The organism is Pseudomonas sp. MF09150 (assembly GCF_059862355.1).
This window is the reverse complement of record NZ_JCBCUS010000002.1, coordinates 582,599-606,940: the sequence shown is the minus strand read 5'-3', so window position 1 is coordinate 606,940 and position 24,342 is coordinate 582,599. Positions and strand designations below refer to the sequence as shown.

Genomic DNA, 24,342 nt, shown 5'->3' with positions numbered 1-24,342 from the left:
CCGCCCTGTAGCCGCTGCCGAGCCCGCGAGGCTGCGCTGTGCCGCTATGCCAACTGACACCCATCGGGTCTAATCCGGCCAATGCCACGCCGGTTCGTCAAGCATGCCCTGGCCGACGATTTCGGTTTGACCGAAGTTCTTCTCCAGGACGATGGAGTTGCATTCGGGGTCCTGTTGCAAGGCGGCGATCAGTCGGCTGGCGTGGGACACCACCCACACCTGGCAGTGTTGCGAGGCACGGATGATCAGGCGCGCCAGGGCCGGCAACAGGTCCGGGTGCAGACTGGTTTCCGGCTCGTTGAGCACCATCAGCGTCGGCGGCCGCGGGGTCAGTAACGCGGCGATCAGCAGCAGGTAGCGCAAGGTGCCGTCCGACAACTCGGCGGCTGACAGCGGACGCAGCAATCCTTCCTGATAGAACTCAATGGCGAAGCGCCCCCCTTGCAGCGGCGCGATCTGCAACCGTGCGCCCGGGAATGCATCGCCGATAGCCTGGTGCAACGCCTCGGGGTCGCCAATTTCGAGGATGGTCTGCAGGGCGGCCGCCAGGTCGCGACCGTCGTGGTGCAGCACCGGGGTCCGGGTGCCCAGTTGCGGCTGGCGTGCCGGTGCGTCGGCATCGCTGCGAAAGTGGTCATAAAAACGCCAGCCACGGATGCTTTCCCGCAGCAGCAACACCTCGGGCGAGGAGCGCAGGCTGCCGACTTGATCGAACAGGCTGTCAAAGGTCGCGGTGTGCTGCGCGATCACGTCCCAAGTGCGCCCTTCGCGGGTGCGGATCATCGGCCCGGCGCGACCCACCAGCAGGCTGGACGGGCGATACAGCGGCCCGGCCCAGATGCATTCCTTCTTGATTTCCGGATCGAGGGCGAAGGCCGACAGGTTCAGCGGTGGCGGCGGCTCGGGCAGGCCGAGGGAGATGGCGTAGCTGAAATCCTCCGCGGCGAATCCCAGGCGCAGGCGCGTGACTTTCTTGCGCGGCCCGCCGCCTTCAATCGCCACTTCGCCGCTGCGCATGCGCCGGCTGATGCTTTCCGGCCCGGCCCAGAAGGTCGATTGCAAGCCGCCTTCGCGAGCCAGGGCATTGACCACGCCGCCCTGGGCGGTCTCGGCCAGCAGGCGCAAGGCCCGGTACAGATTGGACTTGCCGCTGCCGTTGGGGCCGGTGATCAGGTTCAGCCGCTCCAGCGGGATCACCAGTTTGTTGATCGAGCGGTAATTGGCCGCCGCCAGGGTCTTGAGCATGCCGGGTCTCCTTTTGCGTGGTGGGGAGTGTGCCTGATTTGGCGCAAAGGGAGGGTTGTGGCGAGGGAGCTTGCTCCCGCTCGCTCGCGCAGCGGACGCAAAACCTGAGGTCGCGGTTTGCTCAAAGGCCGGTATGGGCATGTTCCCTCACCCCGGTGAACACGGTGCGTGCAGCGATGGAACCCTGTTCTAAGCTCACAGTCGTAACGTCACTGGCACGACAGCATCACGCAAAGGAGCCTGCATGGCTGGTCTCGAATCGAAGTGGGTAGTGGCGTTGAGCTTGCTGGCTCTACTCTGCGGCTGTGGTGCGGAAAAGCCCGTGGAAAAGGAGCGCCCGCGCGTGCGGGTGATGGAAGTGCGCAGCAGCGACTTCGCCCCCTCCGTGACCCTTACCGGCGATATCCAGGCCCGGGTGCAGACCGAATTGTCGTTTCGCGTGGGTGGCAAGATCATCCAGCGCGCAGTGGATGTCGGCGACCGGGTTTCAGCCCAACAGGTACTGGCCCGACTCGACCCCAAGGACTTGCAGACCAACGTCGACTCCGCCGCGGCCTCGGTATCGGCCGAGCAGGCGCGGGTCAAGCAGGCCGCCGCCGCTTTTGTGCGCCAGCAAAAACTCCTGCCCAAGGGCTACACCAGCCAAAGTGAATACGACTCGGCCCAGGCCGCCCTGCGCAGCAGCCAGAGCGCCCTGACCGCAGCCCAGGCGCAGTTGGCCAATGCCCGCGAGCAACTGAGCTATACCGCGCTGGTGGCCGAGGCCCCCGGCATCATTACCGCGCGCCAGGCCGAAGTCGGCCAGGTGGTGCAGGCCACGGTGCCGATTTTCAGCCTGGCGCGGGACGGCGAGCGCGACGCGGTGTTCAACGTTTATGAATCGTTGCTGATGGCCCCGCCGGATAACGCGCTGATCGTCATCAGCCTGCTGGACAACCCCCAGGTCAAGACCACCGGCACCATCCGCGAGGTGACCCCGGTGGTTTCGGCCGACAGCGGCACGGTGCAGGTCAAGGTGGCGCTCAAGGAGTTGCCGGCGGGCATGGACCTGGGCTCGGTGGTGAGTGCCACCGCCAGCGCGCCGGGCACCGCCAGCGTCGAGCTGCCCTGGTCGGCGCTGACCAAGAACTTGAGCGAGCCCGCCGTGTGGCTGGTGGGCGAGGACGGCAAGACCGAGCTGCACACGGTCAAGGTCGCGCGCTACCTGACCGGCAAAGTGATCATCGGCGAAGGCCTCAAGGGCGGTGAAAAAGTAGTGGTGGCCGGCGGGCAGTTGCTGCATCCGCAGATGTTCGTCGAGATCGCCGCCGAGGATAAAGCCCAGGGAGCCCAGCCATGATGCGCCTGTCGTTGCCGTTCGCCGCGCTGTTGTGCAGCGTGGCGCTGTTGCCGGGTTGCTCCAGGGAAGAGCCGGCGCCCGAGCCGGTGCGCCCGGTGCTGTCGATTGAAATCAAACCCGAGTCCGAGGAAAGCCTGGGGCGTTTTGCCGGGAGCATCCAGGCCCGCTACGAGACCCACCTGGGGTTTCGTGTGCCGGGGCGGATCGCCAATCGCAACGTGGATGTCGGCGCCGAGGTCGAGCAGGGCGCGCTGCTCGCGACCCTGGACCCCACCGATCAGCAGAACCAGTTGCGCGCGGCCCAGGGTGACCTGGCGCGGATCGAGGCCCAGTGGATCAATGCCCAGGCCAATGCCCGGCGCCAGCAGGAGCTGTTCGATCGCGGGGTAGGCGCCCAGGCCCAGCTGGACATCGCCCTGACCGATCTGCAAACCACCGGCGCCTCCCTGGCCCAGGCCAAGGCCTCGGTGAGCCAGGCCCGGGACCAGCTCACCTACAGCGAGTTGCGCACCGATCACGGCGGCGTGGTCACCGCCTGGAACGCCGAGGCTGGCCAGGTGGTCACCGCCGGCCAGCAAGTGGTGACCCTGGCCCGCCCGGACATCAAGGAAGCGGTGATCGACCTGCCGGCCAGCCTGGTGGATCAACTGCCGGCGGATGTGGTGTTCAAGGTCGCGGCGCAGCTGGACCCGAGCATCAACACCACGGCCATCGTCCGCGAGATCGAACCCCAGGCGCAGAGCGCGACCCGCACCCGCCGCGCACGCCTGACCCTGACCGAGACCCCCGATGGCTTCCGCCTGGGCACGGCGATCAGCGTCAGCCTCAGTTCGGCCATCGAACCGCGCACCGAGCTGCCGCTGTCGGCGGTGCAGGAGGTCGACGGCAAGACCCGGATCTGGGTCATTGATACCCAGAACCAGACCGTGGCCCCACGGGAGGTCACGGTGCTGCGTCGCGACGCGAACTCGGCCCTGATCGGCAAGGGCGTCAAGGCCGGTGAGCGGGTGGTCAGCGCCGGCGTCAACAGCCTCAAACCGGGGCAGAAAGTCAAAATCGACGAGGACGCCCCGCGATGAAAGGGAGCTTCAATTTATCCGAGTGGGCCATCAAGCATCAGTCGTTTGTCTGGTACCTGATGTTCGTCGCGCTGCTGATGGGCGTCTTCTCCTACCTCAACCTGGGCCGCGAGGAAGACCCTTCCTTCACCATCAAGACCATGGTGATTTCCACCCGCTGGCCGGGGGCGACCCAGGAAGAAACCCTGAAGCAGGTCACCGACCGCATCGAGAAAAAACTCGAAGAACTCGATTCCCTCGACTACGTGAAAAGCTACACCCGCCCCGGCGAGTCCACGGTGTTCGTCTACTTGCGCGACACTACCAGTGCCAAGGACATCCCCGAGATCTGGTACCAGGTGCGCAAGAAGATCAACGACATTCGCGGCGACTTCCCCCAGGGCATTCAGGGCCCCGGGTTCAACGACGAGTTCGGCGATGTGTTCGGTTCGATCTACGCCTTTACTGCCGACGGCCTCAGCCTGCGGCAACTGCGCGACTATGTGGAACAGGTGCGCGCCGAGATCCGCCAGGTGCCGAATCTGGGCAAGGTGGAGATGGTCGGCGAGCAGGATGAAGTCATCTACCTGAACTTCTCGACCCGCAAGTTGGCGGCCCTGGGCATCGATCAGCGCCAGGTCCTGCAAAGCCTGCAATCACAGAATGCGGTGACCCCGGCCGGGGTGATCGAGGCCGGGCCGGAGCGGATTTCCGTGCGTACCTCGGGGCAGTTCGCTTCCGAGAAGGACCTGGCCACGGTCAACCTGCGGCTCAATGACCGCTTCTATCGCCTGGCGGATATTGCCGACATCAGCCGCGGCTACGTCGACCCGTCGACGCCGATGTTCCGCTTCAACGGCCAGCCGGCCATCGGCCTGGCGATTGCGATGAAGAAGGGCGGCAACATCCAGGACTTCGGCAAGGCGCTGCACGCGCGCATGAGCGAGCTGACCGCCGACCTGCCGGTGGGGGTCGGGGTGCACAAGGTCTCGGACCAGGCCGAAGTGGTGGAAGAGGCGGTGGGCGGCTTTACCAGCGCGCTGTTCGAGGCGGTGGTGATCGTGCTGGTGGTGAGTTTCATCAGCCTTGGCGTGCGCGCCGGGTTGGTGGTGGCCTGCTCGATTCCGCTGGTGCTGGCCATGGTCTTCGTGTTCATGGAGTACAGCGGCATCACCATGCAGCGCATCTCCCTCGGCGCCCTGATCATCGCCCTGGGGCTGCTGGTGGACGACGCCATGATCACGGTGGAGATGATGGTCACGCGCCTGGAAATGGGCGAGACCAAAGAGCAGGCGGCGACCTTCGCCTACACCTCGACCGCGTTTCCCATGCTCACCGGGACCCTGGTCACGGTGGCCGGTTTTGTGCCCATCGGCCTCAACGCCAGCTCTGCCGGCGAGTACACCTTCACCCTGTTTGCGGTGATCGCGGTGGCGATGCTGGTGTCCTGGGTGGTGGCGGTGCTGTTCGCGCCGGTGATCGGCATTCACATTCTCAGCAGCAAGGTCAAACCCCACTCCAATGAACCGGGGCGGGTTGGCCGGGCCTTCAACGGCGGACTGCTGTGGGCCATGCGCAACCGCTGGTGGGCCATCGGCATCACCGTGCTACTGTTCGCGCTGTCGGTGTTTTGCATGCGTTTCGTGCAGAACCAGTTCTTCCCGTCTTCCGACCGCCCGGAAATCCTGGTCGACCTCAACCTGCCGCAGAACGCCTCGATCAACGAGACGCGCCTGGCCGTGGATCGCCTGGAGGCGACCCTCAAGGACGACCCGGATATCGAGCGCTGGAGCACCTACATCGGCGAAGGCGCGATCCGCTTCTACCTGCCCCTGGACCAGCAACTGCAAAATCCCTATTACGCGCAGCTGGTGATCGTCAGCAAAGGCCTGGAGCAGCGCACGGCCCTGACCCAGCGCCTGCAGAAGCGTCTGCGTGAAGACTTCGTCGGCATCGGCAGCTACGTGCAGGCCCTGGAAATGGGCCCGCCGGTGGGGCGGCCGATCCAGTACCGGGTCAGCGGCAAGGACATCGACCAGGTGCGCAAGCACGCCATCGAACTGGCCACCGAGCTGGATAAGAACAGCCATATCGGCGAGATCATCTACGATTGGAACGAGCCGGGCAAAGTGCTGCGCATCGACATCGCCCAGGACAAGGCGCGGCAGCTGGGGCTGTCTTCCGAAGATGTGGCGCGTTTGATGAACAGCATCGTCAGCGGCTCCACCGTGACCCAGGTGCATGACGATATTTACCTGATCAATGTGGTCGGGCGTGCCGACGATAACGAACGCGGTTCGCCGGAGACCCTGCAGAACCTGCAGATCGTCACCCCCAACGGCACCTCGATTCCGCTGCTGGCCTTCGCCACCGTGCGTTACGAGCTGGAGCAGCCGCTGGTCTGGCGTCGCGACCGCAAGCCGACCATCACCATCAAGGCCGCGGTGCGCGACGAGATCCAGCCCACCGACCTGGTCAAGCAACTCAAGCCGACCATCGACCGGTTCTCGTCGGCGTTGCCGGTGGGTTACTCGGTGGCCACCGGCGGTACGGTGGAGGAGAGCGGCAAGGCCCAGGGGCCGATTGCCAAGGTGGTGCCGCTGATGCTGTTCCTGATGGCGACCTTCCTGATGATCCAGTTGCACAGCGTGCAGAAGATGTTCCTGGTGGCCAGCGTCGCGCCCCTGGGCCTGATCGGCGTGGTCCTGGCCCTGGTGCCGACGGGCACGCCCATGGGCTTTGTGGCGATCCTCGGGATCCTTGCGCTGATCGGCATCATCATCCGCAACTCGGTGATCCTGGTGACCCAGATCGATGCCTTCGAGAAGGACGGTTATTCACCCTGGGATGCGGTGGTGGAAGCCACCCAGCACCGGCGCCGGCCGATCCTGCTGACCGCAGCGGCGGCGAGCCTGGGGATGATCCCCATCGCCCGCGAAGTGTTCTGGGGGCCGATGGCCTACGCCATGATCGGCGGCATTATCGTCGCCACCCTGCTTACCCTGTTGTTCCTGCCGGCGCTCTATGTGGCCTGGTACAAAATCAAGGAACCGCAGCAGCAGGCGTGAGCCGCCGGCCGCGTCAGGCCTTGCGCCAGACGCTGGCCAGCCACGGCTGCTGCTCGCGCGGTAATCCGGCGGGGCGGTAGTAGTGTTCCAGTTCGACGAAGCCGGCGGCGGTCAGCAAAGCCTGCCAGGCCGGCAGATCGTGGTACGAGCCGTAGCGTTCGCCGTTCCAGCCCTCGCGGTTGTCGCCCCGCGGATTGGAGCTGAACAGCACGCCGCCCGGTTTCAGCGTGGCGTGCAGTTGCTTGAGGATCCGAGGCAGCTCCTGCAACGGGATGTGAAACAGCACCGCGTTGGCAAAGATTCCGTCGAAGTGGGCGACGGGCAGCTCGAGCTTGAGAAAGTCCTGTTGCCAGACCTCACAGCCACTGTCGTCGCGGGCCATTTGCGCAAAGCGTTCGGAGCCGTCGAGGCCGACCGCGACATGGCCCATGCGGGTGAAAGTCTGTAAATCGCGGCCCGGGCCGCAGCCGAAATCCAGCACGGTAAACGGAGCCGTGCCCTGGATATGCCGCAGCAGCGCATCGATGTTCTGGCTCACATCATGATCGCGCGTACCTTCGCGAAAGCCTTCGGCAACCTGGTTGTAATGGCCGAGGGTGGTGGCGGTGATCTGGTCGAGGTCGTCGGGGGCGAGTTTCATGGCAGCTGCGCGAAGAAGGGAGAGGGGCCGAATATACCCCAAGTCGCCCAGGGGCAACGTTCAACCAATGACCAACGCGGCGACGAATTGTAGCCGCTGCCGCTGCCGCAGGCTCGGCAGCGGCTACGTGCGGTTACCGTCAGCGTTTGTTGAGGATTCGTGCCAGGCGGTCGCCGCCCAGTTGGATGGCGGCAACCAGGATCACCAGCAGCACGATGACGGTGAGCATCACCTGGCTGTCAAAACGCTGGTAGCCGTAGCGGTAGGCGATGTCGCCCAGGCCGCCGGCACCGATGGCGCCAGCCATGGCCGAGGAGTTGATCATGGTCACCAGGGTAATGGTGAAGCCCCCCACGATCCCCGGCAGTGCCTCGGGCAGCAGCACGTGCCAGACGATGTGCCAGCGCCGGCAGCCCATGGCCTGCGCTGCTTCGATCAACCCATGGTCGACCTCCCGCAGGCTGACTTCGGCGATCCGCGCGAAGAACGGCGTCGCGGCGATGGTCAGCGGCACCACGGCGGCCCAGACGCCATAGGTGGTGCCGACAATCAGCCGGGTAAAGGGGATCAGCGCCACCATCAGGATCAGGAACGGGATCGAGCGAAACAGATTCACAAACGCCCCCAGCGCCCGATTCAGGGCTGGAGCTTCATAGATCCCGCCCTTGGAACTGGTGACCAGGATCACCGCCAGCGGAATCCCCGCCAGCAGGGCGATCAGCGAGGACACGCCGACCATCAAAAAGGTGTCGATGACCCCTTGCAGCAAACGGTCAAACCACATAACCCAGCACCTCCACCTGTTGTGCCCAGTCGCCCGCGCGCTGGCGCAGTTCTTCAGCGCCCAGGGACGAACCGCTCACCGCCAGCAGCAATTGCCCCAGGGCATGCCCCTGGATCCGTTCCACACCGCCCTGCAACAGCCGCACGCGCCCGCCCAGGGCACTGAACAGCGCCGCCAGGTCCGGCTCGTCGCCGCTTGCGCCGGTGAACTGCAAGCGCAGCACCACGGCGGCCTGGGCCGACTCCGGTTGCGCCCGCAGGCGCTGCTGCAGCTCCTGCGGCAAGCCATGCTGCAAGGGTGCGAGCAGGGTTTTGCTGACCTCGTGCTGCGGGTTGCCGAACACTTCCCAGACCGGGCCCTGCTCGACAATGCGCCCGTGTTCAAGCACCACCACCCGGTCACAGATATCGCGGATCACTGCCATCTCGTGGGTGATCAGGACGATGGTCAGGCCCAGGCGCTGGTTGATCTCCTTGAGCAGGCCGAGGATCGACTGGGTGGTCTCCGGGTCCAGGGCCGAGGTGGCCTCGTCGCACAGCAGAATCGCCGGGTCATGCACCAGGGCCCGGGCGATCCCGACCCGCTGCTTCTGCCCGCCCGACAACTGCGCCGGGTAAGCCTTGTGTTTGTCCTGCAGGCCCACCAGCTCCAGCAGCTCGCGGACTTTGTTCTGGCGTTGCTCCTTGGGCACGCCGGCCACCTTCAGCGGCAGCTCGACGTTCTGCCACACGGTCTTGGCCGACATCAGGTTGAAGTGCTGGAAGATCATGCCGATGCGCCGGCGCAGTTCCACCAGGCGGTCTTCGTCGAATTCGCCGATGTCCACCTGGTCGATCAGCACCCGGCCGCTGCTGGGTTGCTCCAGGCGGTTAATGGTGCGGATCAGCGACGACTTGCCGGCGCCGCTGCGGCCAATGATGCCGAACACCTCGCCGTGCTGGATCGCCAGGTCGATGCCCTGCAGGGCCGGCACCGGGCCTTGCGCGCCCTGGTAGGTCTTGCCCAGGCCGATGAAGCGCACGTGGGCGCGGTTGAGCTGCGGGTGCAGCTCAGCCTGCTGGGCGCTGTGGGGCTGTTGTTCGGGCAGCTTGCGCTGGAGGCTGGCGACGCTCATCTCAGCCTTCCCAGCCGGCTTGGTAGAGCTTGCCGTGGGCTTTATCCAGGGCGGCGCGCACAGCCGGCGAATGCTGGTAGATATCGACGAACTTGATCAGCCGCGGGTCGGTCTTGCTCTTGGGCTGGATCACGAACTGGATCACGTACTCCTTGTGGTCCAGGCCGTCGAACAGCAGGGCGGAGCCGGCATCGAAGGTCTTGGCCAGGCGGATGTACGCGGGGTAGCCCTGGACCAGATCGGCATCGTCATAGGCGCGTACCAGTTGCACGGCCTCGACCTGGAGGATCTTGATCTTTTTCGGGTTGGCGATGATGTCGTCTTCGGTGGCCTTGTAGCCCACGCCCGGCTTGAGGGTGATCAAACCGGCCTTGGCCAGCAGTTGCAGGCCGCGCCCGCTGTTGATCGGGTCGTTGGCGATGGCGACGCTGGCGCCTTCGGGCAGTTCGTCGAAGCTTTTGTATTTCTTCGAGTACAGGCCGACGTTGTTGATGATCCCCGGGGCGAAGGGCACCAGGTCAAAACCGGCGGCGGCCTTGGCGTTTTCCAGGAACGGGATGTGCTGGAAGTAGTTCACATCGATGTCGCCGGCCGCGAGGCTGACGTTGGGCGCGATCCAGTCGGTGAACTCCACCAGCTCGACTTTCAGGCCCTGTTTGCCAGCCTCTTCAACGGCGGCTTCCAGGGGGATGGCAAAGGCCGCGGTGGTGCCGACCTTGAGGGGTTTGTCGGCGGCAAACACGGCGCCGCTGAAGAGTCCGAGGGCGAGGACCAGTGCTTTGACTGGGTGGCTCAGGAGTTTGCTTTTCATGGTGGTTATGTCCAGTCAATACGAATGAGTTGAGCAATTTTTGTGGACGCAGCGAAGACCGCTGTCTGTGGCGAGGGAGCGTGCTCCCGCAGGCTTGCGAAGCAAGCCCAAACCCTGATGACTCGGTATTCCTGGAGAAACTGCGTCGCCCGGATTTGGGGCCGCTACGCGACCCAGCGGGAGCAAGCTCCCTCGCCACAAGGGCCTCAGTGGCGGTAGGCCGCGCCGGTGTGTTGTTCAGGCAGCTTGCGGTCCTGGCGGAACAGCTTTTCGCGCAAGGTGCCGTTGTCGTAGGCGGTCTTGTACGAGCCGCGTCGTTGCAGTTCCGGGATCACCAGGTCGATGAAATCGACGTAGCTTTCCGGAGTCACGATGCGGGTCAGGTTGAAGCCGTCGAGGCCGGTTTCGGCGATCCACGATTCCAGTTCATCCGCCACTTGCTGCGCCGAGCCGACCACGGTGATGTAGCGCCCGCCGAGGGCGTGCTGGTCGAGCAATTTGCGTCGGGTCCAGTCGTTGTTCTGCAGGTTCTTGGTGGCCGACTGGATGGCGTTGCTCTTCACGTACTGGATCGGCTCGTCGATTTCATACTGGGCGAAGTCGATGCCGGTCGAGGCCGAGAAGTGCGCGACACCGGCTTCGGCGCTGGCGTGGCTGCGGTACTCGGCGTGCTTGGCCCAGGCGGCTTCCTCGGTCTCGCCGACAATCACGTTGAGGCCCATGAACAGCTTGATGTCCTCGGGATTGCGCCCGGCGGCCACGGCGCTGGCGCGGACCTTGTCCACCTGGGCCTTGGTCGACGGCTTGTTCTGGCCGCTGATGAAGACGCACTCGGCGTGACGCCCGGCGAACAGCAACCCGCGGTCCGAACTGCCGGCCTGGAACAGCACCGGGGTGCGCTGGGGCGAAGGCTCGCAGAGGTGATAACCCTCGACCTGATAGAACTCGCCCTTGTGCTCGACCTTGTGCACTTTGTCCGGCTGGGCGTAGATCCGCTGCACCGGGTCGTTGAGCACCGCGTCGTCTTCCCAGCTGCCTTCCCAGAGTTTGTACAGCACCTCCAGGTACTCATCGGCCTGGTCGTAGCGCCGGTCGTGTTCCACCTGTTCCGACAGGCCCATGGCCTTGGCCGCGCTGTCCAGGTAGCCGGTGACGATGTTCCAGCCGACCCGGCCGCTGCTCAGGTGGTCAAGGGTCGACATGCGCCGGGCGAACAGATACGGCGGCTCGTAGGTGAGGTTGGCGGTCAGGCCGAAACCCAGGTTTTTCGTCACGGCGGCCATGGCCGAAACCAGCAGCAGCGGGTCATTGACCGGCAGCTGGATCGACTCTTTCAGCGTGACGTCCACTGAGTTCTGATAGACGTCGTACACGCCGACGATGTCGGCGATAAACAGTCCGTCGAACAGCCCGCGCTCCAGCAACTGGGCCAGTTCGGTCCAGTAGGCGAGGGTTTTGTATTGGGTCGAGTTGTCCCGTGGGTGAGTCCACAGACCGTGGTTGATATGCCCGATGCAGTTCATGTTGAAAGCATTGAGCAGGATCTTTTTCTTCGCCCCCATCAGATCGTCCCCCGCAGTGGCGGGTTCGTTTCATTCAGGTAGTAATTGCCCACGGCGTGGTACTTCCAGCGCACCGGGTCGTGCAGGGTGTGCACCCGGGCGTTGCGCCAGTGACGGTCAAGGCCGTGCTCGGCCAGGGTTGCCTGGCTGCCGGCCAGCTCGAACAGGGTGCTGCCGGCGGCCAGGGAAATTTCGGTGCTCAGGGCGCGGGCTTCGGCGACCGCGATCGAGGCGGCGGCCACGGTCTCGGCGTTGGTCTGGGCCTGGGCCAGGTCGAGGAACTCCCCTGAGCGTTCCAGCAGCGCCTCGGTGGCGTGCAGGCGGATGCTCAGGTGGCCGAAACTCTTGAGGGTCAGCGGGTCTTCGGTGGCCTTGTCGCTGGTGGCGTCGATCCACGGCCGGGTCTTGGTCCGCACGAAATGCAGCGCGTCCTCATAAGCGGCGCGGGCGATGCCGGTGTCGATGGCGGCGTGGAGGATCTGCGCCAGCGGGCCGACCGTGGTCGGGCGCTCGAAGGCGCTCTGGAACGGGACCACGTCCTGGGCGGCGACGTAGACGTTTTCAAACAGCACCGAGCCGCTGCCGGTGGTGCGCTGGCCAAAGCCTGACCAGTCATCGATCACGCTCAGGCCCTGGCTGTCACGCTGGACGAAGGCCAATTGCTGCACACCCTGTTCATCCACCACCGAGGTCGGGATGCGCTGGGCGTAGATGGCGCCGGTGGCGTAGAACTTGCGGCCATTGATGCGGTAGCCATCGCCGTCACGGGTCAGGGTCGTGGTGCGGTCGTGGGCGGTCTTGGTCCCCAGTTCCGCCAGGGCATTGCCGAAGCGGCGGCCGGCCAGGACTTCGGCGTACAGCCGTTGTTTCTGCTCGGGGCTGCCATTAACCCGCAGCACCTCCAGGGCGTAAAAATGGTTTTGCGGGATCTGCCCGAGGGAGGCATCCGCCTGGGCGATCAGCGCGGTGACCTTGGCCAGGGTGACATTGGATACGCCGGCACCGCCGTACTCCTTGGGCACGCTGATGCCCCACAGGCCCGAGCGGGAAAACACTTCCAGTTCCGGGTGCGGCAGGCGACGTTCGCGATCGCGCAGGGCGCTGTCGCGTTTGAAATCCTCGGCCAAGTCGCTGGCGACAATCAGGGCTTGCTCATCGCTGGTTATGACCGCGACGTGTTGGGAAAGAGTCATGTACTTCTCCAGTGGTCTGGTTGTCAGATCCAGGAATGGCGAGCAGGCAACGTGCCGTTCAGGTGATAAGCGCCTACGGCGTGGTATTTCCAGCGCACCGGGTCGTGCAGGGTGTGTACCCGCGCGTTGCGCCAGTGGCGGTCGAGGTTGAATTCGGCCAGGGTGGCGCGGCTGCCGGCCAGTTCGAACAGCTTCTCGCTGGCCAGCAACGAGATTTCGGTGGTCAGCACTTTGGCTTCGGCCACGGCAATCGAGGCGCGGGCTGCGGACTCGGCGGTGATCGGCGCCGCGTTGACCTGGTCCAGCACCCGGCCGGCCTTGCGCAACAGCGCCTCGGCGGCGTGCAGTTCGATTTTCAGCTTGCCGATATCGGCGATTACATACAGGTCATCGCTGGCGCGCTCGACGTTGGCGTCGACCCAGGGCCGCGCTCGTTCACGGACAAAACTGATGGCGTCGTCGATCGCCGCCCGGGCAATGCCGGCGTCGATGGCGGCCTGGATCAGTTGCGACACCGCGCCCTGGATATTGGGCACCTCGTTGATCCGCCAGTTGTCCACCACCAGGTCGGCGTCAACCCGCACGTTGTTGAGCAGGATGGTGCCGCTGGCGGTGGTGCGCTGGCCGAAGCCCGACCAATCGTCGACGATGCGCAGGCCCGGGGTGCCGCGACGCACGAACGCCAGCACTTGCTTGCCGTCATCGTTGAGGGCCTTGACCGCTACCCAGTGCGCGAACAGCGCGCCGGTGGAGTAGAACTTCTGGCCGTTGATCACGTAGCCGTCACCATCGGCGGTGATGCGTGCCTTGAGTTCCAGGGTATTTTTGGTGCCGCGCTCAGGGCCGGCATTGCCGATACGCCAGCCTTCGAGCACGCTCTGGAACAGGTGTTTTTTCTGCCGTTCGGTGGCGCTGGCCAGTACCAGGTTGAGCACGCCGAACTGGTTTTGCGGGATCTGCCCCAGGGCCGGGTCGGCGGCGGAAACAATGGCGAAGACCTCGGCCAGGGTCACGAATGAAACCTGCGGGCCACCGTATTCGCGGGGGATGGCAATACTGCCCAGGCCGCTGCGGGTGAATTGCTCGATCTGCGCCCAGGGCAGCTTGCGCTGGCGATCGCGCTGCGCGGCCTGCTGGCGCGCGGCAGCGGCCAGTTCATGAGCGGCTTGCAGGGCTTGGGCGTCGTTGAGCAGGACCTGTGCGGGCAGCAACAGGGGGGCGATATCCAGATCGCTCTGGACTTTTGCATCGGCCAGATTGGACATCAGCGCCACTCCTTGGCTGCACGCAATGCCCTGGCGATCTGCACTGGGGTGATTGTGTTCCGGACCATACCTACCTCACATCTCATGGATATGCCGCGGTCGTGCGGCGAAATCAGAATCAAAGAATGTCCGGTGGTCCGGTGCATATACCCTATGCGTGTATAAAAATTAAATAAACTAACTTTTAGGAATATACATAGAAGGGGTTTACGTATACGGCAGGATGGCAGATTGCGGCCCAGCGGCTGCGGGCTGGCGCGGCGTGTGGCTGCCGCCGGCGAGCATTTTTCGTCGGCAGCGAAGAGGACGGGCGGGGGGTGAAAACACCCGATGGCAGGCGATCAGCGGTGGACGTTCAGGCGGCGTCGCAGGCGTTACTGGTACTGATCCAACTCGTCGGTGAGCGATTGCAGCAGCGATTCGGGGGGCAGCAACAGGCCTTGCCCGTGCGCATCTGCAAACACCAGGCAAAGCGTGGCGTTGCGCTGCATGCCGGGCAGCCAGTGGGAGAGGAAATGGGTCAGTTCAATGGGCTTGGGTTGGAAGCCCTGCCATGGGCCATGGGCGCACAAGGCGGCAAAGTCCGCCTCTGGCCAGAATGGTATGGCGCTGGCCTGGGCAGAGCCCGCAGTGGCCCAGCCGTCCGCGAACAGCCCCCAGATGACCTGGAAATCCGCCACCTTGCGAATCAGGTAGTCGCACCGGGCCTGGGGCGAGAGCCGGAGCAGGTTGTGGATTTTCTGCGGGGCCAGCATCAGGCATCCATGGTCTGGAATGGGAGCGGGTGGTCGGCTGTAGAAGTTCGAAGCTTCATGTGCCGGGGTTGAGAAACTTGCTCAGAAACTGCTGAGTGCGTTCTTCCTTGGGGTGGGCGAACAGCTCCTTGGCGTCGCCCTGTTCGACGATCACGCCCTTGTCGAAGAAGATCACCCGGTTGGCCACGTCGCGGGCGAAGCTCATCTCGTGGGTGACGATGACCATGGTGCGTTTTTCTTCAGCCAGGCTGCGGATGGTCGCCAGCACCTCGCCCACCAGTTCCGGGTCCAGGGCTGAAGTGGGCTCGTCGAAGAGGATCACTTCCGGCTCCATGGCCAGTGCCCGGGCAATCGCCACGCGCTGTTGCTGACCACCGGACAGGCGCCGGGGGTAGGCGTCTTCCTTGCCCGCCAGGCCGACCTTGAGCAGCAGCCGACGACCCAGGGCTTCGGCCAGGTGGCGCGGTGTTTTTTTCACCACCAGCGGGCCTTCGATCACGTTCTCCAGCGCGGTGCGATGGGGAAACAGGTTGAAGTTCTGGAACACGAAACCCACCTGCTGGCGCAATTTGCGCACCAGGCCCTGTTGCTGGCTCAGGGGCCGGCTGCCGTCGATTTCGATGTCGCCGACCTTGATCCGGCCGCTGCTGGGTTCTTCGAGAAAATTCAGGCAGCGCAGGAAGGTGGTCTTGCCCGAGCCGCTGGGGCCGATGATGGCGACCACTTCGCCGGCGGCGACGGTCAGGTCGATGCCATTGAGCACAGTCTGACCCTTGAATTGCTTGGTCAGTTTTTCAACCACGATCATGGGTTCAAGACTCCTGGTCATGCCGATTGACCCGCGCTTCCAACCGGTTCTGCAGGTGCGCCAGAGCGCTGGCAAGAATCCAGTAGATCAGGGCGGCGGCAAGATACATGGTGAAAATTTCGAAGGTCCGGGCGGTAATCAGCTGCGCCTGGCGGAACAGTTCCGGCACCTGGATGGTGGCGGCCAGGGCCGTGTCCTTGACCAGTGAAATAAAACTGTTGCCCAGGGGCGGCAGCGCGGTGCGCATGGCTTGGGGCAGGATCGCCCGGCGCAGGGTCTGCGCGCGGGTCATGCCGATGCTGGCGGCGGCTTCCCATTGGCCGCGCTCGATGGAGCTGATGGCGGCCCGCAGGATTTCACAGGCGTAGGCGGCCATGTTCAGCGAGAAGCCGATCAGTGCCGCCGGCAGTGGGTCCAGTTCGATGCCCAATTGCGGCAAGCCGTAATAGATCACGAACAGTTGCACCAGCAGCGGCGTGCCGCGAAAGAACGACACATAGACCCTGGCGGTCCAGCTCAGCAGCTTGAAGCGCGACAGGCGCATCAGCGCCAGGCCGAAGCCCAGCAGCAAGCCGAAAAACATGCCGCCCAGGCTGAGAATGACCGTGTAGTAGGCGCCCTTGAGCAGAAAGGGCGCCGAATCCAGCGCCAGTTGAAGGCCTGCTTCCATTATTGAGTGACGTCAGCGTTGAAGTATTTTTCCGAGAGTTTTTTCAGCGTGCCATCGGCGCGCAGTTCCTCGATGGCCTTGTTCACTGCGGCCAGCAGTTCGGGTTCGCCTTTGCGCAGGGCGATACCGGCTTCCTGACGGGAGAACGGAGCGCCGGAAACGGCCAGGGTGTCATTGGTTTTCTTGATCAGCTCGAAGGCGGCCAGGCGGTCCACCAGGATCGCTTCGATGCGGCCTACGCGCAGGTCCTGATACTTGGTCGGATCATCGTCATAGGTCTTGATGATCGCGGTCGGTACGTTGTCCTTGAGCCATTGCTCGTAGTTGGTGCCCAGGCCGACACCGACCTTGTGGCCACCCAGGTCGGCGGCGGTCTTGAATTTGCCTTCGTCTTTTTTCTGGGTCAGGGCCTGGATCCCGGAGACGGTGTACGGCACCGAGAAGTCGTACTTCTTCTTGCGCTCCTCGGAAATGGTGACCTGGTTGACCACGGCGTCGAGACGCTTGGATTCCAGGGCGGCGAGGATGCCGTCCCACTTGGTCGGCTGCAGCTTGACCTTGACCCCGAGCTTTTGCGCCAGGGCTTCGGAGAATTCCACTTCAAAGCCGGCCAGCTTGCCGTTTTCATCGACGTAACTGAAAGGCGGGTAGGTGCCTTCCAGGCCGACGTTGATCACGCCGGCGTCCTTGATCTTTTGCAGTTGCTCACCGGCAACCGCCTGCCCCAGCATTCCGGCGCCGATGGCCAGACCCAGTGTGCCAATAAGCAGATTTCGACGTAGTGCAGAAAAATTCATGACAAGCCCCTGTGGTTTCTTATGCGCAATGCGGGTGGGAGATGCAGGTCAATCGAGGAACGTGACGAGCGCTCATCCTGCCTTAAATGCAGCCTGCGCGTCTCGCGGCAAATGAGCCTGCGGCGCGACTATAAAGCGCGTTTTATAGGTTTAAAAATAATATAAATTTAGTTTGTTATTCCTTTTGGTTTGGTTGGTTGAGTTGTGTACTCACCTCGCAAACTGTAGCCGCTGCCGAGCGGGCTCGGCAGCGGCTATGGCGGCTACGGAAGCTCAGGCGAAGGCGCCGGCGTAAGCGAATAGGGCTGGGGCGCCGCCGGTGTGGAGGAAGATGATCGGGCCGTCATTGAAACGCTGGCGGCCGACGCCGTCGAGCAGGCCGGCCATGGCTTTGCCGGTGTAGACCGGGTCCAGCAGCAGGCCCTCCTGGCTGGCCAGCAATTTCACCGCGGCCAGGGTGCCGGCATTCGGCTCGCCATAGCGCGGGGCGAAATATTCGTCCCACAGTTCCACCTTGAAACTCGCCGGCAGCTCGACGCCCAGCAATTGGGCAGTGCGTTCGGCCAGGCCTTGGACCTTTGGCCGTTGGGCTTCATCGGTGCGCGACACGGTCACCCCGATCACCGGCAACTGTGGCAACGCCTCGCTCAACGCCAGGGCCAGGCCGCTGTGGGTGCCGGCGCTGCCCGAGGCCAGGACCACGGCGGCGAATTCCAGGCCGCTGTCCTTGATTTGCTCGGCCAGCTCTAGGCCCGCACGCACATAACCCAGGGCGCCGAGGGCGTTGGAACCGCCAATCGGCACCAGATAGGGCTTCTTGCCATTGCTGCGCAGGCGCTCGGCCAGGGCCTGCAATTGCTCGTCGGCGTGGTCCAGGTTGTCCACCAACTCGACCTTGGCGTCGAACAGGTCCAGCAGCAGGCGGTTGCCGCTGTGCAGGTAATGGCTGTCTTCAGTGCCGATGGGGTTTTCCAGCAGGGCGACGCAACCCAGGCCCAGCTTGGCCGCCAGGGCGGCGGTCTGGCGCACGTGGTTGGACTGGATGGCCCCGGCGGTAATCAGGGTGTCGGCGCCCGCCGCCAAGGCATCCGCCGCCAGGTATTCGAGCTTGCGCAATTTATTGCCGCCCATGGCCAGCGGCGTGGTGTCGTCGCGTTTGACGTAGATATCGCGCCCGAGCCAGGTGGACAGGCGTTCGAGTTTTTCCAGGGCGGTGGCGTGGCCAAGCAGGTCGAGTCGGTCGAAGCGGGCTAGCTGTTGTTTGATCATGGGGGAGCACGGGCTGATGGGATGCGGGGACTATAGGCAGCGATATTTGCCCGGGCAACCGTCAATCGCATATGTCAAAAAGTGCTAAGGCCCGCACAATTAGTTCTTAATTTTGCCTGCGGCCCATACCGTAAAGTGGATGCCGTTTCCGTAGCCAGACTGTCCGGCTACCTGAGTGAGGAGTGTTGAGCGTGAGCGAGCGATCCAGCCATTGGCAACTGCAGACCATCGTCGGCCAACTGCGTGATGCCCGCGACCAGTGGCGTACCCGCAATGGTCGTGTCAGTGGCGAACAGGGCGGCCGGGAACTGCCGTCCCGAGCGGCCATGGCCGAGATTCTCGAAGCCTTGTGCGGTGCCTTGTTCCCCATGCGCCTGGGCCCGGTAGACCTGCGCGAGGAAAGCGAAGATTTCTACGTCGGCCACACCCTGGACGCCGCCCTCAATGCGCTGCTGGCCCAGACTCGCCTCGAACTGCGCTACGCGACGCGCCATGGCGGTGAGCAGGCCGAGGACGTCGAGGCCAAGGCCATCCGCATCATCCAGGACTTCGCCCTGGCCCTGCCGGGCCTGCGGGTGCTGCTCGATACCGACGTGCTGGCGGCCTACCACGGCGACCCCGCGGCGCGCAGCGTGGATGAAGTGCTGCTGTGCTACCCGGGGATTCTGGCGGTGATTCACCATCGCCTGGCGCACCACCTGTACCGCGCCGGGTTGCCGCTGCTGGCGCGGATCAGCTCGGAAATTGCCCACTCGGCGACCGGCATCGATATTCACCCGGGGGCGCAGATCGGCCGCAGTTTCTTTATCGACCACGGGACCGGTGTGGTGATCGGTGAAACCGCGATCATCGGCGAGCGGGTGCGGATTTATCAGGCTGTGACCCTGGGCGCCAAACGCTTCCCGGCGGACGAGGACGGGCAGTTGCAGAAGGGCCATCCCCGGCACCCGATCGTCGAGGACGATGTGGTGATCTACGCCGGCGCGACGATTCTGGGGCGCATCACCATCGGCCAGGGTTCGACCATCGGCGGCAACGTCTGGCTGACCCGCAGCGTGCCTGCCGGCTGCAACCTGACCCAGGCCAATCTGCAGCATGACGATGGGACGCAGAAGTAACACTGCGCCCACCTGACGCCACGCGCAGCCCTGTAGCCGCTGCCGAGCCCACGAGGCTGCGCTGGCCCTGTGCAACACCTTGCGCCCACCTGACACCCCTCGGCGCCCTCGCGGCCCAGGGGCAGCGGCCACGGTCGACAATGATTTTTCTGCGGAACGATCCCGTCACGCCTACGTCATACCCTTCCTTGAGCTAGCGTACTGAAGGTACCGCTGAGCCTTGCGATTAGTCCTCGAACCCCCATCCATGTTTAACTTGAACGCTCGTTCAAGTTAAATCGGTAGTTCGCTGCCCGCTCACAACAGGAGGCTTGCCTTTGCTGAGTCCGTTTATTTCAGCCACGTCCAACCCGTTTGAGGTGCACCTTTCATGAGTGCGTCGCCTACTCCCGCCAACAGTCAAATTCGCATGAATCCGCCGGTGTTCTACTTCGCGGCGAGCTTTATCCTGATCTTCGGCCTGGTGGTCATCACCCTGCCGCAACAGGCCGGCGCCTGGCTCCTGGCAGCGCAAAACTGGGCGGCCAACACGGTCGGCTGGTACTACATGCTGGCGATGACCCTGTATCTGGTCTTCGTGGTGGTCACCGCCTTGTCCGGCTACGGCAAGATCAAGCTCGGTGCCGACCACGACGAACCCGAATTCAGTTACCTGTCCTGGGCCGGCATGCTGTTCGCCGCCGGGATCAGCATCACCCTGTTCTTCTTCTGCGTCTCCGAACCTTTGACCCACATGCTGCAACCGCCCCAGGGCGAGGCCGGCACCGCCGACGCCGCGCGCCAGGCCATGCAGTTGCTGTTCCTGCACTGGGGCCTGCACGGCTGGGGCGTGTTCGCTTTCGTCGGCATGGCCCTGGCGTACTTCGCCTACCGGCATAACCTGCCGCTGGCCCTGCGTTCGGCGCTGTACCCGCTGATCGGCAAGCGCATCAACGGCCCCATCGGCTATGCGGTGGATGGCTTCGGCATCATCGCCACGGTGTTCGGCCTGGGCGCCGACATGGGCTTTGGCGTTCTGCACCTCAACTCCGGGCTGGATTACCTGTTCGGCATCGCTCATACCCAGTGGATTCAGGTCGGCCTGATCACCCTGATGATGGGGGCGGCGATCCTGGTCGCGGTGGCCGGGGTCGACAAGGGTGTGCGGGTGATGTCCGACATCAACATGCTGTTGGCGGTGGCGCTGCTGCTGTTCGTGTTGTTCGCCGGGCCGACCCAGCACCTGCTCAACACCTTGATCCAGAACATCGGCGACTACCTCGGCGCGCTGCCGACCAAGAGTTTCGACGTCTACGCCTACGACAAACCCAGCGACTGGCTGGGTGGCTGGACGGTGTTCTACTGGGCCTGGTGGATTGCATGGTCGCCATTCGTGGGCTTGTTCATCGCACGGATTTCACGTGGCCGCACCATCCGTGAGTTCGTCTTCGGCGTGCTGCTGATTCCCCTGGGTTTCACCCTGGCCTGGATGTCGATCTTCGGCAACAGCGCCATCGACCAGGTGCTCAACCACGGCATGAGCGCCCTGGGCATGAGCGCGCTCGACAACCCGTCGATGACCCTCTACCTGCTGCTGGAAACCTACCCCTGGGGCAAGACCGTGATCGCGGTCACGGTGTTTATCAGCTTTGTGTTCTTCGTCACCTCGGCCGACTCCGGCACCGTGGTGCTCTCGACCCTGTCGGCCAAGGGCGGCAGTGCCGATGAAGACGGGCCGAAGTGGCTGCGGGTGTTCTGGGGCGCGATGACCGCGCTGGTGACCAGCGCGCTGTTGTTCGCCGGCAGCATCGATTCGCTCAAGTCAGCGGTGGTGCTGACCTCGTTGCCGTTCTCGCTGATTCTGTTGTTGATGATGTGGGGGCTGCACAAGGCCTTCTACCTCGAATCGCAGAAGCGCATCGCCCAGTTGCATTCCCTGGCACCGGTGGCGGCCTCGTCGCGTCGGGGCAAGGGTGGCTGGCGCCAGCGCCTGAGCCAGGCGGTGCACTTTCCATCGCGTGACGAGGTGTACCGCTTCCTCGACCAGACGGTGCGCCCGGCGATCGAAGAGGTGAGTGCGGTGTTCGTCGAGAAGGGCCTGAATGTGGTGACCCAGCCCGACCCGGCCAACGACAACGTCAGCCTCGAAATCGGCCATGGCGACCAGCATCCGTTCATCTACCAGGTGCAGATGCGCGGCTACTTCACGCCGTCCTTTGCCCGTGGCGGCATGGGCCCGAAAGAGCTGCGCAACCGCCGCTATTACCGGGCCGAGGTGCACCTGAGCGAGGGCAGCCAGGATTACGACCTGATGGGCTACACCAAAGAGCAGATCATCAACGACATCCTCGACCAGTACGAACGCCATATGCAGTTCCTGCACCTGGTGCGTTGATCGGGGGCGCCGTGGCGGGGGGCGCAGGCTCCCCGGCACGGCTTCAGGGCCGGGTCGACAGCAGATACAGGGCCAAGGCCACCACCGGCACCACGAACACCAGGCTGCCGACCACCAGTTCCAAGCGCAGGGGCTGGTTGGCGGTGACCACACCCACCGCCCCGTTGATCACCGTCAGCGCCAGCCACAGGCCGACGAAGCCGTAGGTCAGGGCCTGGCGGTTGATACCGATCTTGTTGCCGATAAACAGCATCAGCGCCAGCAGAAGCAGGCCGAAGGTGATGACGATGGTGGTGTGCATGATGGATACCGCCCTATGGGAAAACCGGCTGGCCAGTGACAGGGCGGCCGTGGCGCACCCTTCAACGAGCATAGGCCCCAGCGCCGCGCTCGACCTCAAACCAGCCCGCCGTTGGTGCGCAAAATCTGCCCGTTCACCCAATCCGCCGCCGGGCTCACCAGGAAGGCAATGACCTGGGCGATGTCTTCCGGCTGGCCGAGGCGTTCCAGGGGCGGCATCTTGGCGAAGGCCTGAATCTGCTCCTCGCTCTTGCCCTGCAGGAACAGCTCGGTCGCCACCGGCCCCGGCGCCACGGCGTTGACCGTGATGTTGCGCCCGCGCAGTTCCTTGGCGAACACCTGGGTCAGGGATTCCACCGCGGCCTTGCTGGCGATGTACACCGCATAGCCCGGCAGGTTGAGACCGACCGTGCTGCTGGAAAAATTGACGATGCGGCCGCCGTCATTCAGGCGCGTGGCGGCTTCGCGCAGGGTATTGAAAGTGCCTCGGGTGTTGATGGCGAAGGTCTGCTCGAACAGCTCGTCGCTGTGTTGCGCCAGGGGCAGGACCTTGAGGATGCCGGCGTTGTTGATCAGTACATCGACCTTGCCCAGCTTGGCTTCGGTCTCATCGAACAGCCGACGCACGTCCTCGCCATTGGCCACGTCGGCCTTGATCGCGATGGCCTGGTGCCCGGCCTGGCGCAGTTCCACCACCAGCCTTGAGGCTTCGTCGGCGCTGTTGGCGTAATTGATCGCGACGGCAAAACCCTGGCTCGCCAACTGCCGGGCGATCACCGCGCCGATACCGCGGGAGGCGCCGGTGACGATGGCTACTTTGCGTTGTTCAGTGGTCATGGTTCAGGTTCCTGTGGCTCAAGGTGGATGTGGGTGTGGCAGCAGATTCACATGGTTGCCCGGATCGATAAATGCAGCGAAGTTGCCTTGACTGTTCAATAATCGCCAACAATCGAAGCTCTGGAGGTGCTGATGGATCAGGTCAAGGCGATGAAGGTTTTTGTGCGCATCTACGAGCGCAGCAGTTTCACTCTAGCCGCCGCGGACCTGAACCTGCCGCGGGCGACCCTGACCCACACCCTCAACCAGTTCGAGGCCTGGCTCGGGACGCGGTTGCTGGAACGCAGCACGCGCCGGGTGCGCCCGACCCTGGATGGCGAGGCCTACTACCGGCGTTGCGTGCAGTTGCTGGCGGAGCTGGAGGAGGCCGAACTGGCGTTTCGCGAGGTGGCGCCCAAGGGGCTGCTGCGGGTCGATCTGCACGGGACCCTGGCCAAGTACTTCGTGATTCCGGCGTTGCCGCAATTCATGGCGCGTTATCCGCAGATCGAGCTATCGCTCAGCGAATCCGATCGTTTTGTCGACCTGATCGCCGAAGGCGTGGACTGCGTGCTGCGGGCGGGCACCCTCGGGGATTCGGCGCTGATCGGCCGGCGGGTCGCCAACCTGCGCCAGGTGACCTGTGCCAGCCCCGATTACCTGCGGCGCTTTGGCGAGCCCGAGCGCCTTGCCGATCTGAGCCACCATCGCGCGGTGAACTACGTATCGCGCACCACGGCCAAGCTGTTCCCTTTCGAATTCATGGTGGCGGGCCAACGGCAGGAAGTGGCCATCGACGGTGCGCTTTCAGTATTTGGCGCCGAGGTCTACAAGGCGTCGGCGGTGGCCGGCCTGGGCATCATCCAGTGCCCGCATTACGGTGTCGCGCAGCAGATGGCCCAGGGCCTGTTGCAGGAAATCCTGGTCGAGACCCCACCGCCGCCGATGCCGGTGTCAGTGCTCTACCCGCACAATCGCCATATGTCGCCCAGGGTCCGGGTGTTTGTCGACTGGCTGGCGCAGGTGTTTGCCCAGGCGGATTGAACGGACGCCCGCCCGGCAAAATTTGATTGCTTAATGTGTATGGTGTGTATTAGCCTCTGGCTGTTGGTTAGAGTGCCTGTTCGATGGGTATCGAAGGGCAGGGATATGCGCAGTCGCGACATGATCAGGATGATCGAGGCCAATGGTTGGTATCGGGTTGCAATCAAGGGCAGTCACCATCAGTACCGGCATCCGTACAGGCCGGGGCGGGTGACGGTTCCGCATCCTGATTCGGATCTGCCCAGGGGCACGATCAACAGCATATTGAGACAGGCGGGCTTGAGATGAGCTGCGACCTGCAAGAGGAGCCCA

General features: G+C 64.0%; 22 protein-coding genes. 7 read left to right on the top strand and 15 right to left on the bottom strand.

The features are described from left to right. Nucleotides 1-69 precede the first annotated feature (69 nt). Nucleotides 70-1,245 carry an AAA family ATPase gene (locus tag AC19YX_RS12220; RefSeq protein WP_500606333.1) on the bottom strand — a complete coding sequence of 392 codons (1,176 nt, stop codon included), beginning with the start codon at nt 1,243-1,245 and terminating at the stop codon, nt 70-72. Nucleotides 1,246-1,489: 244 nt separating this feature from the next. Here AC19YX_RS12220 and AC19YX_RS12215 point away from each other — a divergent pair, with 244 nt between their 5' ends. The 3 genes from AC19YX_RS12215 to AC19YX_RS12205 are packed head-to-tail and all read left to right on the top strand — an operon-like array spanning nt 1,490 to nt 6,710. Beyond that, a complete protein-coding gene (locus AC19YX_RS12215; protein ID WP_078469252.1) occupies nt 1,490-2,584 on the top strand; it encodes an efflux RND transporter periplasmic adaptor subunit in 1,095 nt (364 codons plus the stop codon). Further along, nucleotides 2,581-3,663 (top strand): efflux RND transporter periplasmic adaptor subunit, encoded by a 1,083-nt coding sequence (locus AC19YX_RS12210; protein ID WP_078469253.1) that lies wholly within the window; start codon nt 2,581-2,583, stop codon nt 3,661-3,663. The genes AC19YX_RS12215 and AC19YX_RS12210 overlap by 4 nt, the downstream gene beginning before the upstream one ends. Then, a complete protein-coding gene (locus tag AC19YX_RS12205) occupies nt 3,660-6,710 on the top strand; it encodes an efflux RND transporter permease subunit (RefSeq protein ID WP_078469254.1) in 3,051 nt (1,016 codons plus the stop codon). The genes AC19YX_RS12210 and AC19YX_RS12205 overlap by 4 nt, the downstream gene beginning before the upstream one ends. Before the next feature lie 13 nt (nt 6,711-6,723). Here the strand turns inward: AC19YX_RS12205 and AC19YX_RS12200 are convergent, their stop codons facing one another. From AC19YX_RS12200 to AC19YX_RS12145, 12 genes are all read right to left on the bottom strand, one after another. Beyond that, entirely contained in the window at nt 6,724-7,350 is a 627-nt protein-coding gene (locus tag AC19YX_RS12200) for a class I SAM-dependent methyltransferase (protein WP_500606332.1), read from the bottom strand. 139 nt (nt 7,351-7,489) lie between these two features. Continuing rightward, nucleotides 7,490-8,134, bottom strand: coding sequence for a methionine ABC transporter permease (locus AC19YX_RS12195; RefSeq protein ID WP_078469256.1), 645 nt, complete (start codon nt 8,132-8,134; stop codon nt 7,490-7,492). Continuing rightward, nucleotides 8,124-9,248 (bottom strand): methionine ABC transporter ATP-binding protein, encoded by a 1,125-nt coding sequence (locus AC19YX_RS12190; RefSeq protein WP_500606331.1) that lies wholly within the window; start codon nt 9,246-9,248, stop codon nt 8,124-8,126. The genes AC19YX_RS12195 and AC19YX_RS12190 overlap by 11 nt, the downstream gene beginning before the upstream one ends. Before the next feature lies 1 nt (nt 9,249). Beyond that, nucleotides 9,250-10,059 carry a MetQ/NlpA family ABC transporter substrate-binding protein gene (locus AC19YX_RS12185; RefSeq protein ID WP_078469258.1) on the bottom strand — a complete coding sequence of 270 codons (810 nt, stop codon included), beginning with the start codon at nt 10,057-10,059 and terminating at the stop codon, nt 9,250-9,252. A 206-nt stretch (nt 10,060-10,265) separates the two neighbouring features. After that, nucleotides 10,266-11,621: an LLM class flavin-dependent oxidoreductase gene (locus tag AC19YX_RS12180; protein ID WP_078469259.1), complete on the bottom strand. Its 1,356-nt coding sequence runs from the start codon at nt 11,619-11,621 to the stop codon at nt 10,266-10,268. Continuing rightward, on the bottom strand, nt 11,621-12,814 hold the full coding sequence (locus tag AC19YX_RS12175; protein WP_500606330.1) for an SfnB family sulfur acquisition oxidoreductase: 1,194 nt from the start codon (nt 12,812-12,814) through the stop codon (nt 11,621-11,623). The genes AC19YX_RS12180 and AC19YX_RS12175 overlap by 1 nt, the downstream gene beginning before the upstream one ends. 23 nt (nt 12,815-12,837) lie before the next feature. Then, nucleotides 12,838-14,079: an SfnB family sulfur acquisition oxidoreductase gene (locus tag AC19YX_RS12170; protein WP_500606329.1), complete on the bottom strand. Its 1,242-nt coding sequence runs from the start codon at nt 14,077-14,079 to the stop codon at nt 12,838-12,840. A 374-nt stretch (nt 14,080-14,453) separates the two neighbouring features. Continuing rightward, entirely contained in the window at nt 14,454-14,834 is a 381-nt protein-coding gene (locus tag AC19YX_RS12165; RefSeq protein ID WP_500606328.1) for a DUF2750 domain-containing protein, read from the bottom strand. Nucleotides 14,835-14,889: 55 nt separating this feature from the next. Beyond that, nucleotides 14,890-15,642: an L-cystine ABC transporter ATP-binding protein TcyN gene (gene tcyN / locus AC19YX_RS12160; protein WP_078469263.1), complete on the bottom strand. Its 753-nt coding sequence runs from the start codon at nt 15,640-15,642 to the stop codon at nt 14,890-14,892. Between the two features lie 4 nt (nt 15,643-15,646). Next, nucleotides 15,647-16,312, bottom strand: a complete 666-nt coding sequence (tcyL, locus tag AC19YX_RS12155; RefSeq protein WP_020299787.1) for a cystine ABC transporter permease — start codon at nt 16,310-16,312, stop codon at nt 15,647-15,649. Then, entirely contained in the window at nt 16,312-17,109 is a 798-nt protein-coding gene (gene tcyJ / locus AC19YX_RS12150; protein WP_043230463.1) for a cystine ABC transporter substrate-binding protein, read from the bottom strand. The genes tcyL and tcyJ overlap by 1 nt, the downstream gene beginning before the upstream one ends. A gap of 273 nt (nt 17,110-17,382) precedes the next feature. After that, on the bottom strand, nt 17,383-18,378 hold the full coding sequence (locus tag AC19YX_RS12145) for a D-cysteine desulfhydrase (protein WP_421549326.1): 996 nt from the start codon (nt 18,376-18,378) through the stop codon (nt 17,383-17,385). A 191-nt stretch (nt 18,379-18,569) separates the two neighbouring features. Here AC19YX_RS12145 and epsC point away from each other — a divergent pair, with 191 nt between their 5' ends. After that, nucleotides 18,570-19,496: a serine O-acetyltransferase EpsC gene (gene epsC, locus AC19YX_RS12140; protein ID WP_020299790.1), complete on the top strand. Its 927-nt coding sequence runs from the start codon at nt 18,570-18,572 to the stop codon at nt 19,494-19,496. Between the two features lie 409 nt (nt 19,497-19,905). After that, nucleotides 19,906-21,870, top strand: a complete 1,965-nt coding sequence (gene betT / locus AC19YX_RS12135; RefSeq protein ID WP_020299791.1) for a choline transporter BetT — start codon at nt 19,906-19,908, stop codon at nt 21,868-21,870. A gap of 43 nt (nt 21,871-21,913) precedes the next feature. Here betT and AC19YX_RS12130 read toward each other — a convergent pair whose 3' ends face one another. After that, nucleotides 21,914-22,171 (bottom strand): hypothetical protein, encoded by a 258-nt coding sequence (locus tag AC19YX_RS12130; protein ID WP_500606327.1) that lies wholly within the window; start codon nt 22,169-22,171, stop codon nt 21,914-21,916. A gap of 95 nt (nt 22,172-22,266) precedes the next feature. After that, entirely contained in the window at nt 22,267-23,007 is a 741-nt protein-coding gene (locus AC19YX_RS12125; protein WP_421549324.1) for an SDR family oxidoreductase, read from the bottom strand. Nucleotides 23,008-23,139: 132 nt separating this feature from the next. On the opposite strand from AC19YX_RS12125, the gene AC19YX_RS12120 reads away from it, so the two are divergent. Together AC19YX_RS12120 and AC19YX_RS12115 are read left to right on the top strand one after the other, a co-directional pair. Further along, the gene (locus AC19YX_RS12120) at nt 23,140-24,030 is read left to right on the top strand and encodes a LysR family transcriptional regulator (protein WP_500606326.1); all 891 of its coding nucleotides are present in this window, start codon (nt 23,140-23,142) and stop codon (nt 24,028-24,030) included. Between the two features lie 105 nt (nt 24,031-24,135). Beyond that, nucleotides 24,136-24,318 (top strand): type II toxin-antitoxin system HicA family toxin, encoded by a 183-nt coding sequence (locus tag AC19YX_RS12115; RefSeq protein ID WP_201128931.1) that lies wholly within the window; start codon nt 24,136-24,138, stop codon nt 24,316-24,318. Nucleotides 24,319-24,342: the final 24 nt, after the last annotated feature.